A 14,710-nucleotide genomic window follows, 5' to 3' on the forward strand; every position below is an offset into this window, starting at 1 on the left:
CAAAAGCTTGATTGAGCGGTCGTTTAATTATCGTTAATTAAAGATTCCTATACAATGAGTACTTCTTTAATCACTTATACGTCAGTCAATAAGAGGTGCCGCCGCTAACGTTGACACATCTACTTTAATCCCTGGTAAGTCATCAGGCCACGGCGCGGTAAATGATAACGCTTCATTTGTATAAGGATGTGTAAAAGCTAGGTGGTAACAATGCAGCGCTTGTCTGTTGGCATATTGTTTCGTTCCTCCATACAATGTGTCACCAATGAGCGGATGATGTACATGACTAAAATGCACCCGGATTTGGTGGGTTCGTCCCGTTTTTAATTCAATATTTAATAAGCTCATGTTGTCTTTTTCTTCAACGACGCGGTAATCCGTTTCTGCATATTTCCCGAAATCATCCACACAGCGTTCAATAATAGAACCGTTTTTTCGGCCAATCGGTAATGTAAGGATCCCAGACTTATCTCTAAATATTCCCTCAACTAAAGCTAAATAGCGCCTTTTTACTTTCATTTCTCGGAAATAACCATGGGCGAGTTGATGTTTGGCTACGAGTACTAACCCTGAGGTATCCTGGTCAAGTCTCGTTACGATATGGACCGTGTAAGGCAACTGACTTTGATCGTAATAATGAATTAAACCGTGCGCTAGTGAAGGCGTATTGTTACCGATCGTTGGCACAACAGGCAAATGTGCTGGTTTATTAATCACGAGAATAAAGTCGTCCTCATACACAAGATCAAGCGGTAATTCCACCGGATATAAACTAGCAGACCGCTCTTCTTTTGGCAACAGACAATCAATCACATCCCCTTTTTTAACGGGCGTTCTGACATTAGACACCTCATTATTAACATAAATAGCGCCACCATGAAACTTGATCTTTTTTAATGTTTGACGTGATAGATGGACTTCCGATAATAAATAGTCACGGACATTTAACCCCTCTTTTTCTACAATAAATCGAATCATTTTGTCACTACCGTTCATCTGAAATAAAGGAATCATGTACCCGTTTCCAGAACGGGAATGTTCGAAATCGCGCAAATTTTATTTTTTCTTTGGCTACCGTACATTCAAGTAAGTTTACATGGTCAACGGATTTCGTTAAATGATCAATCGTCATCAAAAAGCTTTGCGCTTCATTGACCGGTTTAAATTGCACCACATGGTGACTCGGAAAAATAAGGGGCGAGCCAATCGTCCGGTAAACCCGATTATTAATCGATGACATTTCAGTTAATTGCATCGTTGAAAGCGATGGATGAATAATTGCCCCACCGAGCGCCTTATTATAAGCCGTACTGCCTGATGGGGTAGACATGCACAAGCCATCGCCCCTGAAACGCTCAAAAAGTTCTCCATTGATATTAATATCCATCACGACAGATCCTTCGATTTTTCGCACCGTTGCTTCATTTAAAGCTAAGTACCTTTTGTATTCTTTCGCGTGTTTTTTAAAAACTTTTACTTCTAGTAGTGGATATTCAACAAGTTCGAATTTCTCTTTTGAAATTTCAATGACTAATTTCTCGATTTCATCTGGTAACCAGTCTGCATAAAACCCTAAGTGACCGGTATGAACCCCAATAAAAGCCGTGTCTTCTAATCGGTGAAAGTATTGATGGACCGCATGTAAAAACGTCCCATCCCCACCAACGGTGATCACTAAGTCAGGTGTTTCTTCATCCATAATTAAGTCAAAGTCACTTAAGTACTGATCAAGGATGGTCTTGATTGCATTCGATTTATCATCACCTTTAGATGTTACAACAAATCGTTTCATTCCTTCTCCCCCGCCTTCCTAAATTTCGGTCTAATTTGATTAAAAATCCACTGTGCTTCTTGGACTTCATCTTTAATCTTTGCCATCTCCTCATCGAGTTGAAAGGCTGCTTCAGCTGCTTTTTTCAAACGTTTTTTTATATCCGCCGGTATTTGTCCTTTATATTTGTAGTTCAAAGAATGTTCATTAGTGGCCCAAAAGTTCATAGCTAATGTTCTAATTTGTATTTCAGCCGTCACAAACTTTTTTCCGTGAATCGTTTGGACAGGATATTTAATAATGACATGATATGAGCGGTATCCGCTGTCTTTTTTGTTTTTTATGTAGTCTTTCTCTTCAATAATATGAAAGTCATCGCGTTTTCTTAATAAGTCAACAATTGTGTAGATATCATCTACAAATTGGCAGACGACTCTGACGCCTGCGATATCTTGTAAGACCTCTTCTATTTGGTCATCGCTTAATTGTTTACGCCTAGCTTTATCCAACATACTTTGGACAGGCTTTACTCGTCCTGTCACTAGTTCAATCGGTGAGTGTTTTTTCTCGATTTCAAACTGTTTGCGCATCCCTCTTAATTTTACTTTTAGCTCATCGACCACTTGTGTATAAGGGACAAGTAGTTGATACCAATTCATTTCTTCCGTCATGTCCATCACCTCTTCGTCAATCTATGTCTCTAACCTTATTGTACCATATTCCTTTTTTACAAGCTGTAAATCTCGACAGATCACTGTATATTCCTTATACTAAGAGAAAAAGCTAAAGGGACTGACACGATGCAAGAATTAGAAATTGAACGCAAAAATTTATTAACGAAAGATGAGTACATTCGGTTAATTAACGGCTTATCACTGACCGATATCACACCTCAAAAACAAATCAATCATTATTTTGAAACGCCTGACTTTCAATTAAAACAAACGGGATCTGCTTTAAGGATTCGTGAAAAAGGCGATCAGTACGTTTTGACACTTAAAGAGCCACACGGAGATGGGTTACTCGAAACACACGCCGTGCTGACAAAAGAAGAAGCTGACCGACTCATTAACGGAACCGGTGAGCTTAAACCAACGATTGCGACGCGGCTTCTCGACCTCGGTGTTTCACTTGATGCGCTACAATTCGGCGGAACACTTGAAACTAACCGGATAGAGGTCAGAAAAGATGATGTCCTCGTCGTGCTTGATGAGAGTCATTATCTTCATCATGTTGATTATGAACTAGAAATTGAAGGGCCTACTCTAGAGTTAACAGAACAACGTCTGCAAGATATATTGACACGTTTCTCTCTTACTAAAAAAGACACGCCAAATAAAATCGCACGATTTTATGCCGTCTTAAATAACAAGGATAGGCTGTCATAATCATATTAGTTGCCTATTTTTCAATGGGACTGATACAATAAGGATATTAAACACTACTGTTTAATGATATCTTGTAGGAAAGGAGAATCGATGTGAGCGTAAACCAAACTGGGCCTAAGCATAATCACACTCAACCTAAAGAGGCACAGTATAGCTTCTTTGATCTCTTAAAAAAACCGATTGAAATTTACATGTTTACCGACCCACTCTGTCCGGAAGCTTGGTCACTTGACCCAATTATGCGTAAACTTCAATTAGAGTATGGGCGTTTCTTTACGATTAGACCGATTCTTACTGGGAAATGGTCATACATTTATCAAGATGACTTACACACACCGAAAAAATTAAAAGCTCAATGGGAAAAGACGGCTTGTGTCACAGGCGTTTGTTGCGACGGGGATCTTTGGATTGAAAATCCTGTGAGTTATCCTGTAAATGTCTCCATTGCGATCAAAACCGCGGAACTACAAGGCATTAAAGCTGGTCGTCGTTATTTAAGAAAAGTACAAGAAAAACTGTTTTTATACAAAACTGACATATCGACAGACGATGAGTTGATTCAGATTGCTCAAGATGTTCATCTAGATATCGATGAATTCAAACGCGATTTACATTCTGACACGGCAAAAAAAGCGCTTAGATGCGATTTAAATCTTACAAAAGAAATGGATGTCGATCACACTCCATCACTCGTTTTCTTTAATGAAGATGACGAAGATGAAGGGTTAAAATTATCCGGCGCCTATCCGTATGAGATTTATGTCAAAGTTTTAAAACAACTACTTGAACATGATGTCTATCCAATGGAGAAACCAGCATTACTAGATTTTATTCGTTATTTTAAATTCGTAAGCTCCGTTGAAGTAGCTATTATCTTTGATTGGCCTGTCGAAAAAGCTTGTAAAGAAATGAAAAAACTTAAGTTACAACGCATTGTTGAACATGTCCCTGTTAAGCACGGCATGTATTGGCGTTATTTAGAAAACTAAACGAAACCTCCATTTACGCTGGTAAAGCGTGTGGAGGTTTTTTAGCTAACTGAAATTACTTACCCTATTTAATATTGTTTTGACTATGAGAGACATATTGAAAACTTGATAGATGCGAAAAAAAGAAGAAAGAACAGAAGAAAAAAAGACAGAAAAAATACGCACACAATGTGTGCGTATGATGCCATGACCGATCGTCATGGGGGGATGGGAGAAAGTTTTAGATCAAACAAAGGGGTTTTGTTTGTTAAACATCTCACAAACTACTATAGCAACGTTTTCCAACTTGCGCAAGCGTTCTATAGAAATTTCACAAAATTGTCATACTTGTTATAATTATTGTGCTTTATAAGAACATGTTAAGCGTATGAAAACCAGGCGAGTCTTAGCGACTCACCTGGTTTATTCTTTCTACAAATCACACTTAGGCTTCAAGTTGTTCAAGTAACGCCTCAAAATCATTTAATTTTTCTTCAAACACATCTAACGCATGTAAAATCGGTGCTTTTTCGGTCATATTGACACCTGCTTGTTTTAAGACATTGATTGGTTCATCCGAACTTCCTGCCTTTAAAAAGCTTAAGTAGCGCTCAACCGCTGGTTCACCTTCTTTAAGAATTTGGTGAGCTAATGTTTGAGCCGCACTATAACCCGTCGCATACTGATAGACGTAGTAGTTATAGTAGAAGTGCGGAATTCTCGCCCACTCTTTACCAATATACTCATCATATACAACATCTTCCCCGAAATACTTACGGTTTAATTGATCATATTCTTTTGTGAGTCGATCTGCCGTCAGCGCTTCTCCTTGTTGGTCTAACGTATGGATCAGATGTTCAAACTCACTAAACATCGTTTGTCTAAACACGGTCGCTCTAAACCCTTCTAAGAAGTGATTCAATAAATACAATTGTTGTTTTAAATCATCGGTTTGTTGCAACATGTATTCGTTTAATAACGCTTCATTACATGTTGAGGCCACTTCTGCTACAAAGATAGAATAGTCCCCGTAACGGTACGGTTGGTTTTCTCTCGTATAGTAACTGTGGAGAGAGTGGCCAAACTCATGCGCTAACGTAAAGACATTGTTTAAGTTATCTTGCCAATTCATTAGCACATAAGGATTGGTACCGTAGGCTCCTGATGAATAAGCGCCACTACGTTTACCTTTATTCTCATACACATCTACCCAGCGGTTATTAAAGCCTTCTTTTAGTCTGGATACGTATTCTTCTCCCATTGGAGCCAAAGCGTCAATGATTAGTTTTTGTGCTTGGTCATAGGTGTATGTCACCTCAACATCTGACACAAGGGGCGTATACATGTCATACATATGCAGCTCATCAAGCTTTAAGATGCGTTTTCTTAAGGTCACGTAGCGATGTAATAAATCAAGTCGTTCATTGACCGCCTCAACGAGCTGGTCATAGACGGTCTCTGGAATATGGTTAGACGTGAGTGCTTTTTCACGAGCCGATTGATAATGTCTCACTTTCGCATAGACGTTATCTTTTTTCACTTGATTGCCTAACGTCGCACTAAATGTATTAATAAACTTCCCGTACGTCTCATACATCGCCGTATAGGCATCTTGTCGTACTTTCTGATCCTTGGACTCTAAGAAGTTGATATAACGCCCGTGCGTTAGCTCAATCGATTCTCCGTCTTCATTCGTTACTTCAGGAAACGTTAAATCTGCATTGTTTAACATACCAAACGTTTGACTGGCCCCATTTGTCACTTCACTCATATTCGCTAATAGTTTTTCTTCTGCTTCAGATAATGTATGGGGACGTTTCTTATTTAAATCACGTAAGACCTTATCATAGCCTTTTAATCCGTCATGACGCTCAATAAAACCTTTTAGTCTATTTTCATCCATCTTTAATATTTCCGGAACAATAAAGCTTGTGTCACTGACAGCTTTAGTTAACAACATTTGCGCTTTTTGGTTAAGCTCTTGATAATGCGCATTCGTTGTATCTTGGTCATAGCGCATGTGGGCATATGTATAAAGTTTTCCCATGCGCAAAGAAATCTGATCATCAAAGACAAATAACTCATACAAACGCTCCGCTGAATCACCCAGCGTTCCCTTATATACCTCATACTTATCCAGTTCTTTTTGTAGAGCTAGACGCTCTTCTTCCCATAGTTTATCGCTTTCAAAAATATCTTCTAGTCGCCACGTGTCTTGTTCTTTTTGCTGGTCACGTGTCATTAATTTTTGACTCATCCTATTCCACTCCTTCGTTTATCTTATCTACTCATTATAACAAATATACCCGCATTTATTCGACTATTGTGATTTTTTTAACACCTCACTTCTGTCATTCTTTAAGTCTCTAGACCATGATCTTAACATCCATGACTAAGCCCACTTCTTACTTCCATGACATGATAGAGAAAATAACGACCACATATAAATCACCTTATATACACAAAAATCCCCTAACAGCGACTAATAGGCACCGTTAGGGGTAATCTATCATGATAAAGTAAAAAGATGTTTCATAGCTGTTAAACCATCTTCTTCGAAGATTGGCTTGCCGTACTCTAAGATTAAAGCGATGGACTGTTTTGACTTCGTCCCGAATTCCTCTATGGTGCTCTTTAATCCATCTTGAGCGATATCATCCAAATGCACATCATCAAACGTATAAATTAAAAAGTACTTATCTTTATAGTGGTAGATCGCATGATCAATGAACTCCGCATCAATCGCATGACTTAAATGAATCACGTCTTCAAAATCTTTGAAGCTTACTAAATTCGGTAAAATCTTATAATCCTCTTGGTCTTGATCGTCATGATTAGAATGGTCACCGATATGATCTTGTTCCAATAAACTTTCGATTTTCTCTTGAATATGATCTTGAGATACCATCTGGTCGACAGGTACTTCTAAGTTTTGTCCGTCTTTAGACATTTGTGCTTTAGTCACAGTAATCTCTAATCCTTTTTCTAAAGCTTGGACTTGAATCCATAGCGGCCCTTCAATTTCAAAATCCTCTTCTGCGTGATCAGCTTCCTCCATCACCTGCCAGAAGAGTTGCTCACTGCGTTCCCGGTTGTACCAAATTTCTTCCCGATTGAAACCACGATCTTCAATATCCATATAAGAAATATAAAATTTAATCGTGTTGTCATTGATTCTTTCTATTTTCATTCTCTCTTCTCTCCCTTCTGAAAAGGTGGTGGTAAAACATGTCTCTATATATTACCATACCCGAAAAAAACCTGCCTTAAGCTAGTAGTTCTTGCTATTGAATATCTATTTTATCGTATTTATGACGACTTGTCACTCGATACACACAAAAAAACAAGACACTAACCCAAAAGGTAGCGTCTTGTTTCAACTATTCGTTAGTTGACCATTTTTTGCGCTTCACGTAATTGGAACGTTCTTACTTTACGTGGCAAGAATCGTCTGATTTCATCCTCATTATAACCTACTTGAAGACGCTTTTCATCTAAGATAATCGGACGTCGTAAAATACCAGGATAATCTTTGATGACATCAATGAGATCTTTTAATGGCATTTGATCAATATCCACGTCTAACTTTTGGAAAACTTTTGATCGTGTTGAAATAATTTCGTCCGTACCATCTTCTGTCATACGTAAAATTTCTTTAATTTCATCTACAGATAAATTATCTGAGAAAATGTTGCGCTCTTGGTAAGGAATATCATGTTCTTCTAACCATGCTTTAGCTTTACGACAAGAGGTACAGCTTGGTGAGATATAAAGTGTTACCATCAACCATCACTCCTCAATTTTATATAGTCAAATCATTTGTATACGGCTAATTATTAGATTAAAATAATTATAATCTATCTCTATACTCCTAGTATACAGCAAAGGTATACTCATTGGATAGGGTATTTCCTCACTTTACATGAAAATTACACAAATCCATGTATATAACGTGTATACTGGTATAACTATTCCCACCCTTGTGAGAGGTTAAACATATTTTTTAAAAAACTTTTTTAACCTTTTCTTATTATAAGGCAGTTAGTTGAGAAAGGCAAGGTTTTATCTTGAAATCAAGATAAGCCGCTTTATGCATTCAGTTATGGTTTTCATTGTTAACGGTGGGGAATGCTTCTATTAAAAAGCACCCTAATCCGTTTTATGATTAAGGTGCTCACTTAGTTAATTTAAGTCATCAAGGATATTTGATTTTTTAACATTATCTCCATAAGTAAGCACTTCATCCGCTTTCTGATAACTTTTACCATAGATTTCTTCATCTTTATATGTATGAATATGTTCATACATATGGCGCATTTGTTGGTAAATAGCTTCTTCACCTTGATTTGATGGTGACCAGTAAAGGATCTCAAGTGGTGCATCCTCATTCGTTGCTAAAGACCGTCGATTATAACCAATCGATGCGGCATGAGTGAAACCTTCCCGTTTATAGAAATGTAAACGTTTCTGTGTATCCGTATCACTGTAATCCACAGGTTCAACTTCTAAAATAATCGGTTTATTTTTTTGTTTTAGTTTTTCAATCAATTGGTGACCAACACCTTTACCTCTCGTATGACCAGCAACGTATAAGTAGTCGATAAAGATAAACTCATCAAATTCAGCATACATCATCACGTGATCGTCTGATTCATCTTTATAATAGACATCCCCACGTTCTTGCAATAACATTTCCATATGCTCTTTTGATTTCATTTCATGTACTGGAAAGTACTCATTTAATTTTTCAAACCAATCCATTAAAAACATCCCCTCTCTACTATCCTTTTGTATTATAACAAAAGCCTTATCATTTAAAAAACTTACTCTCACACTATATACCCCGTTAATTAGCCATTTATTCAAGCTTACATTAAAAAAGCTCCCTTTCACTTAAGAAAGGCGAGCTTTACTCTTGAATGCACAAATCAGACAGGCGAATGGCTTAAATGTCATCTCATAATCATACTCGACCAAGACACACTAATTAATTGGGGTATAATCGACACCTTCAGTGTACTTGTTACTAGAATTCCATAATAAGAATTCATTGATACCATTTTCATTCAGCGCACGAATTTGGTCTTCGACTTCTTTTTTACCGTAAGTAAAAGTTGCGCCACTATAAAGCCAAGGGGCAGAGAAGTCTTGAATCCACGGACGTGAGGTTGGTGCGTCATCACCAAGGTTTGACAACACCTCATTCTCTACTTTTGCATATTCGTCTGTTAGACGGTATGGTTCTTTATCTGGTACAGGAATATCAAAGTAATTATTTGACCAGTGACTTGGGTAAATCATCGATGAAATCACATCAACATGCTCTGAGATTCTACTAAAGTTTTGACCAATCCCTGGTGTTTCTTCAACGGTTGCGGCATAACCGAAAATATCAACGGATACATCAACACCGTAGTCATGTAATTCGTTTTTCGCATATTCTACGAAGTTAGACACAGCTTCCACACGTTTTTTAATATTATTTAATTCATGATCCTCATAATCCCCTTCAGAGTAAATGAGTTCTTCATCACGGCGCTCAAACCCTTCTGGGAAACGGACGTAATCAAATTGAATTTCCATAAAGCCCATTTCAACGGCATATTTTGCAATGTCTACATTGTACTCCCATACTTCTTTCATAAATGGATTCACAAAGGCTTCTTCACGGTTGTTTTTCCATACGCGCCCACCATCTTTAAATGATAGTTCAGGACGTTGTTCTGCCAGTACGGTATCTTTAAAAACAACGATGCGAGCAATAGGATAAATATCATTGGCTTCTAAAGCATCCATCATTGCTTTAGGATCGCCAATATAATTTCTAGCAATATCATAATACGGTGAGGATTCATCTGGTTTAAAGGTTAAGTTACCATGGTCGTCTTTTACATCAATCACCATCGCATTCAGCTCGGTGTTATTAAGCAGGTCAATCAATGTCTCAAAGCGGCTACCACCTGCTGAGTGACCCGTTAAATAAATACCACGAACAGCATCTGGGTAAGTAAATGTGTAACCAGAATCAAAGCGAAATCGTTGTAAGCTTGCTTGTTTACTCGTTTGATCTAACGTAATGGTTCGTTTAGGACTAAAGGTGACATGGAGTGATTCTGATTCTTCTGCTAAAGCAACGTCTGTGTTTGCACCCAACCAGACCCCTAAGCTGAAGACAAAAATAGCTAACATTCTTAGTTGTTTCATTATGTATAACCCCCGCAATTTATTAAGTGACTCTCTTGTCTATTTTAGCTGATTTGCCTCTGAAAAGAAACCATTGTTTAAAAATGATGTCAAAAATAGTCTAAAGTCACACCATCCGCAACCAAATAGTTAAAATAATAGAAAAACTGCGACTAACAGAAGCGTTAATCGCAGCCACACATTATTTCATTTCTTTTTTGTATTGTTCGAATTCTTTCGTTGTACAGAGTACCCAGTGTCCCTGTTTAATTTCCCTGAACTCTGGGTCCTCACTATGATCATGATCTTTTTCTGGATCATATTCCACACGACGACGTGTGCGCTCATAGTCAGGGTCTGGTAGTGGAATCGCTGAAAGTAGTGAGCGAGTATAAGGATGCATTGGATTCTTATAAAGTTCATCACTATCCGCAATCTCGACCATTTTACCGAAGTACATGACACCAATCCGATCACTAATGTATTTTACCATCGATAAATCGTGGGCAATAAATAAATACGTGTAACCGAAACGATCTTGTAAGTCTTTAAGCAAGTTAACCACTTGTGCTTGAATCGATACATCAAGTGCTGAAATAGGTTCATCAGCAATAATAAATTCAGGTTCAACCGCAAGCGCGCGGGCAATACCGATACGCTGACGCTGTCCACCACTAAATTCGTGAGGATAACGGTTCGCGTGCTCTTTATTCAAACCAACGGTTTCTAACAATTCAAAGACGCGCGCTTGACGTTCCTTAGGTGATTTCACTAAGCCGTGAATATCTAACCCTTCTGCGACAATATCCATAACTGTCATACGTGGATTAAGTGACGCGTAAGGATCTTGGAAAATCATTTGCATTTTTTGATTGAATGTTTTTAAATCCGCTTTATTTTTCTTACCGTGAACACTTTCACCTTTAAATAAGACATCACCGTCAGTCGCATTGTAAAGACGAATAATACTACGACCCGTTGTTGACTTACCACAACCAGACTCACCTACTAAACCGAAGGTTTCCCCTTTAAAAATATCAAAGGTAATCCCATCAACCGCTTTAACAACTGAGTGTCTACCGGTTTTAAAGTGTTGTTTAAGATTTCTAACTTCTAGTAATTTTTCTTTACTCATGAACGATCACCTTCCTTTTTACGTTCTTCAGGCACGTTCGCATGTAGATTGTCTTTCATACGCGATTGAACCGCTAAAGGTGGTTCCACCTTAGGGGCATGTTCATGTAACAACCATGTCGCTGCGTAATGTGTATCTGACACTTTAAACATCGGTGGTTGTTCGACAAAGTCAATTTCCATCGCATACTCATTACGAGTCGCAAAGGCATCCCCTATCGGAGGGTTCAACATGTCTGGTGGTGAACCAGGAATAGCAATCAGAGATTCTTCTTCATTATCCAGTGTTGGCATAGAGCCAAGTAACCCCCATGTGTACGGGTGTTTTGGATTATAGAAGATTTCATCAGCTGTTCCGATTTCAACAATTTTACCCGCGTACATAACCGCTACACGATCGGCTACGTTCGCAACGACACCAAGGTCGTGGGTAATAAAGATGATGGAGCTATCTACTTTTTTCTGAATATCTTTCATTAGTTCTAAGATTTGCGCTTGAATTGTGACGTCAAGTGCTGTTGTTGGCTCATCCGCAATTAAAATCTTTGGCCCACAAGCTAAAGCAATTGCAATGACAATCCGTTGACGCTGTCCACCAGAGAACTGGTGTGGATATTGATCAATACGTTTTTCTGGTTCAGGTAATCCTACAAGCTCAAGTAATTCAAGTGTACGCTTACGCGCTTCTTTTTTACTGATTTTGTTGTGCTTGAGTAACCCTTCCATGACTTGTGTGCCTATTTTCATTGTTGGGTTAAGGGATGTCATGGGATCTTGGAAAATCGTTGAAATATCTTTTCCACGAATTTTCTGCATCTCACGTTCACTTAACGTCGCAAGGTCTTTACCTTCAAATAATATTTCACCTTCTTTGATGCGTCCAGGAGGTGAAGGAATCAGTTTCGCGAGTGCACGTGTGGTCACTGATTTACCTGAACCTGACTCACCTACAATCGCGAGTGTTTCACCTTTTTTCAAATCAAAAGAAACACCACGAACCGCTTGCACTTCACCACCGTAGGTATCAAAAGAAACATGCAAATTTTTAACTTCTAAAATATTTTCCATGATTTTTTTCTACCTCCTATTCTCTCATTTTCGGATCGAGTGCATCACGTAGACCATCTGCTAGGATATTGAATCCAATCATGATGAGTGACATAACGATCGCTGGGAAAATCATGATGTATGGATTTACTTGAAGTGCTTTAAATCCATCGTTAATTAGTGTACCGAGCGATGTATCCGGCGCTTGTAGACCTAAACCGATAAAGCTTAAGAATGCTTCAAAGAAGATGGCGTTCGGAATCGTAAACATCGCATTGATAATAATTAAACCAATTGTGTTTGGAATGAGGTGTTTCGTCAAAATTCGCGTATGGCTAGCACCTAATGTACGTGAAGCAAGCACGAATTCTTGTCCTTTAAGTTTTAAGACTTGGCCACGTACAATCCGGGCCATACCTGTCCAACCTGTAATCGTTAAGGCGATAATAATCGCCACAATACCAGGGTCTAAGATCATAATCATTAAAATAACAACAACTAAGTTTGGAATCCCGATTAAGACCTCGATAATACGCTGCATAATGGTATCCGTACGTCCACCAAAGTAAGCAGAAATACCACCATAAGCAACCCCAACAAGCATATCAATGAACGCTGCAACTAGGGCAATTAATAGCGAGATACGTGTTCCTAACCACACCCGTGTGAATAAGTCACGACCAAGTGTATCGGTACCAAACCAGAAGTACTCGTCGACACCTTGAGCCGCATATTTATCAAACGCATACTCAACAACAGCCAGTTCACCTGTTTCATTGTTCGGCTCTTGTTTCACTTCAGCTTCAATAAACTCTGTATCTGGCTGTTGGAAACGGGCTAACGCGCGTTGTTCCGCTAATTCAATCGTATCAGCTTCAAATGTTTCTCGATTTTTACCATCAAGTCCCAACCAAGAGAAGTTCTCTAATCCTTGCACTTTAGGTGGCATTCTTGAGAGAGATAAGTCTTGATCATCTAAGCCGTGTGAACTAAAGATAGGGCCAAAGATGGCCATTAAGACGATTAAAATTAAGACAATCATGCCAAATAAGGCACCTTTATTTTTTCTTAATCGCATCCAAGAATCTTGCCAGAAGGTCAAACTTGGACGATTAATTTTCTCACTTGTATCCTCACGGTCTTTCGCCATGACAAACAAGTCTTTATTTGGTTCGTTACTCATCAATCGTCACCTCCAGCTAAACGGATACGTGGATCGACTATACCGTAAAGTAAATCGATAATTAAAATAACTAAGATGAAGAAGAACGCAAAGAATAACGTTGTCCCCATAATAATTGAATAATCGTTTGTTAAAACACCACGTGTAAATTGTTCCCCTAAACCAGGAACCGAGAAAATCTGTTCAATAACAAGTGTCCCTGTCATTAAACTCACCGCCATTGGTCCCATGACGGTAATCAGTGGGATCAAAGCGTTACGTAACGCATGCTTAAAGATTAAAGCAAAATTTGATACACCTTTCGCTTTCGCAGTGACCATATAGTCTGATCCCAATACCTCAATCATTTCTGTCCGTAAGAATCGTGAAGAAATGGCCATTGGGAAAATCGAAAGCGAAATGATTGGCATAATCATTTGCTCTGGTGTACCCCAGAATGCAATCGGGAGTAATCCCCATTTCACTCCGACAAAGTATTGCAGTAATCCTGCAAAAATAAATGAGGGAATTGAAATCCCTAATACGGAAACAATGTTTGCTCCATAATCAAAAATCGTATTGTGCTTAATTGATGCCAATAATCCTAATAACATTCCAAAGAATGTTCCAATAAATAACGCCCAAATACCTAATTGCGCGGATACGGGAACACCGGCCATTAGAATACTCGTTACAGGTTGGTTTTTCAGTTGGAATGAGACCCCTAAATCACCTTGCACTAAGTTACCGATATATTTGAAATACTGAATTAGGATTGGCTGATCTAATCCATACTTCGCTTCAATGATCGCACGTTGTGCGGCTGTCACCTTTTGTTCGGCAGTTAGTGGAGAACCTGGGAGCAACTTCATGAGGATAAATGAAAATGTGGCGATAATAAATAAAGTAATCAGCATGTATCCTGCTCGTTTTGCAATGTACTTACCCATAAATTTCCCTCCTAATCAATTTTATTGATTATTCTACAAGAAAGTTCAAACAATTCAAACTTTATCTTAACACGGAAAAAGAGAGTATATGCCCTAAAAAGGCAGTA

Annotated in this window: 14 protein-coding genes; 2 read left to right on the forward strand and 12 right to left on the reverse strand. The window is 38.5% G+C overall.

What is annotated here, in order from left to right; translation table 11 throughout:
* Positions 1 to 81 precede the first annotated feature (81 nt).
* From BM390_RS06505 to yjbM, 3 genes are read right to left on the reverse strand one after another with little or no spacing between them, the layout of a single operon-like run.
* A complete protein-coding gene (locus tag BM390_RS06505; RefSeq protein ID WP_246806770.1) occupies positions 82 to 1,014 on the reverse strand; it encodes an RluA family pseudouridine synthase in 933 nt (310 codons plus the stop codon).
* Positions 986 to 1,792 (reverse strand): NAD kinase, encoded by an 807-nt coding sequence (locus tag BM390_RS06510; protein WP_089853564.1) that lies wholly within the window; start codon positions 1,790 to 1,792, stop codon positions 986 to 988. Before BM390_RS06510 ends, BM390_RS06505 begins: the two co-directional genes overlap by 29 nt.
* On the reverse strand, positions 1,789 to 2,430 hold the full coding sequence (gene yjbM / locus BM390_RS06515; RefSeq protein ID WP_089853625.1) for a GTP diphosphokinase: 642 nt from the start codon (positions 2,428 to 2,430) through the stop codon (positions 1,789 to 1,791). Before yjbM ends, BM390_RS06510 begins: the two co-directional genes overlap by 4 nt.
* 141 nt (positions 2,431 to 2,571) lie before the next feature.
* Here yjbM and BM390_RS06520 point away from each other — a divergent pair, with 141 nt between their 5' ends.
* Both BM390_RS06520 and BM390_RS06525 read left to right on the forward strand, forming a co-directional pair.
* Positions 2,572 to 3,159 (forward strand): CYTH domain-containing protein, encoded by a 588-nt coding sequence (locus tag BM390_RS06520; protein WP_089853567.1) that lies wholly within the window; start codon positions 2,572 to 2,574, stop codon positions 3,157 to 3,159.
* 92 nt (positions 3,160 to 3,251) lie between these two features.
* Entirely contained in the window at positions 3,252 to 4,148 is an 897-nt protein-coding gene (locus BM390_RS06525) for a ClpXP adapter SpxH family protein (protein WP_246806768.1), read from the forward strand.
* A gap of 424 nt (positions 4,149 to 4,572) precedes the next feature.
* Here the strand turns inward: BM390_RS06525 and pepF are convergent, their stop codons facing one another.
* From pepF to BM390_RS06570, 9 genes are all read right to left on the reverse strand, one after another.
* Positions 4,573 to 6,384, reverse strand: coding sequence for an oligoendopeptidase F (gene pepF, locus BM390_RS06530; RefSeq protein WP_062321225.1), 1,812 nt, complete (start codon positions 6,382 to 6,384; stop codon positions 4,573 to 4,575).
* A gap of 252 nt (positions 6,385 to 6,636) precedes the next feature.
* Positions 6,637 to 7,317 carry an adaptor protein MecA gene (mecA, locus tag BM390_RS06535; protein ID WP_062321223.1) on the reverse strand — a complete coding sequence of 227 codons (681 nt, stop codon included), beginning with the start codon at positions 7,315 to 7,317 and terminating at the stop codon, positions 6,637 to 6,639.
* A gap of 197 nt (positions 7,318 to 7,514) precedes the next feature.
* A complete protein-coding gene (gene spxA / locus BM390_RS06540; protein ID WP_062321221.1) occupies positions 7,515 to 7,910 on the reverse strand; it encodes a transcriptional regulator SpxA in 396 nt (131 codons plus the stop codon).
* Positions 7,911 to 8,309: 399 nt separating this feature from the next.
* Positions 8,310 to 8,888, reverse strand: coding sequence for a GNAT family N-acetyltransferase (locus tag BM390_RS06545; protein WP_062321219.1), 579 nt, complete (start codon positions 8,886 to 8,888; stop codon positions 8,310 to 8,312).
* A gap of 222 nt (positions 8,889 to 9,110) precedes the next feature.
* Positions 9,111 to 10,331 (reverse strand): putative glycoside hydrolase, encoded by a 1,221-nt coding sequence (locus BM390_RS06550; RefSeq protein ID WP_246806767.1) that lies wholly within the window; start codon positions 10,329 to 10,331, stop codon positions 9,111 to 9,113.
* 181 nt (positions 10,332 to 10,512) lie between these two features.
* Entirely contained in the window at positions 10,513 to 11,445 is a 933-nt protein-coding gene (locus BM390_RS06555) for an ABC transporter ATP-binding protein (RefSeq protein ID WP_089853570.1), read from the reverse strand.
* Positions 11,442 to 12,512 (reverse strand): ABC transporter ATP-binding protein, encoded by a 1,071-nt coding sequence (locus BM390_RS06560; protein WP_062321217.1) that lies wholly within the window; start codon positions 12,510 to 12,512, stop codon positions 11,442 to 11,444. The genes BM390_RS06555 and BM390_RS06560 overlap by 4 nt, the downstream gene beginning before the upstream one ends.
* 16 nt (positions 12,513 to 12,528) lie before the next feature.
* Positions 12,529 to 13,674: an oligopeptide ABC transporter permease gene (gene opp3C / locus BM390_RS06565; protein ID WP_089853573.1), complete on the reverse strand. Its 1,146-nt coding sequence runs from the start codon at positions 13,672 to 13,674 to the stop codon at positions 12,529 to 12,531.
* Positions 13,674 to 14,603, reverse strand: coding sequence for an ABC transporter permease (locus BM390_RS06570; protein ID WP_062321216.1), 930 nt, complete (start codon positions 14,601 to 14,603; stop codon positions 13,674 to 13,676). The genes opp3C and BM390_RS06570 overlap by 1 nt, the downstream gene beginning before the upstream one ends.
* Positions 14,604 to 14,710: the final 107 nt, after the last annotated feature.

Origin of the sequence: Halolactibacillus miurensis (assembly GCF_900116255.1) — a bacterium.
Classification (GTDB): Bacteria; Bacillota; Bacilli; order Bacillales; family Amphibacillaceae; genus Halolactibacillus; species Halolactibacillus miurensis.

Bases quoted from the DNA above. Each gene is read 5' to 3' on its own strand.
- BM390_RS06505 (WP_246806770.1), bottom strand. From the start codon at position 1,014: ATGATTCCTTTATTTCAGATGAACGGTAGTGACAAAATGATTCGATTT.
- mecA (WP_062321223.1), bottom strand. From the start codon at position 7,317: ATGAAAATAGAAAGAATCAATGACAACACGATTAAATTTTATATTTCT.
- BM390_RS06545 (WP_062321219.1), bottom strand. From the start codon at position 8,888: ATGGATTGGTTTGAAAAATTAAATGAGTACTTTCCAGTACATGAAATG.
- BM390_RS06550 (WP_246806767.1), bottom strand. From the start codon at position 10,331: ATGAAACAACTAAGAATGTTAGCTATTTTTGTCTTCAGCTTAGGGGTC.
- opp3C (WP_089853573.1), bottom strand. From the start codon at position 13,674: ATGAGTAACGAACCAAATAAAGACTTGTTTGTCATGGCGAAAGACCGT.
- BM390_RS06555 (WP_089853570.1), bottom strand. From the start codon at position 11,445: ATGAGTAAAGAAAAATTACTAGAAGTTAGAAATCTTAAACAACACTTT.
- pepF (WP_062321225.1), bottom strand. From the start codon at position 6,384: ATGAGTCAAAAATTAATGACACGTGACCAGCAAAAAGAACAAGACACG.
- yjbM (WP_089853625.1), bottom strand. From the start codon at position 2,430: ATGAATTGGTATCAACTACTTGTCCCTTATACACAAGTGGTCGATGAG.
- BM390_RS06520 (WP_089853567.1), top strand. From the start codon at position 2,572: ATGCAAGAATTAGAAATTGAACGCAAAAATTTATTAACGAAAGATGAG.
- spxA (WP_062321221.1), bottom strand. From the start codon at position 7,910: ATGGTAACACTTTATATCTCACCAAGCTGTACCTCTTGTCGTAAAGCT.
- BM390_RS06570 (WP_062321216.1), bottom strand. From the start codon at position 14,603: ATGGGTAAGTACATTGCAAAACGAGCAGGATACATGCTGATTACTTTA.
- BM390_RS06510 (WP_089853564.1), bottom strand. From the start codon at position 1,792: ATGAAACGATTTGTTGTAACATCTAAAGGTGATGATAAATCGAATGCA.
- BM390_RS06560 (WP_062321217.1), bottom strand. From the start codon at position 12,512: ATGGAAAATATTTTAGAAGTTAAAAATTTGCATGTTTCTTTTGATACC.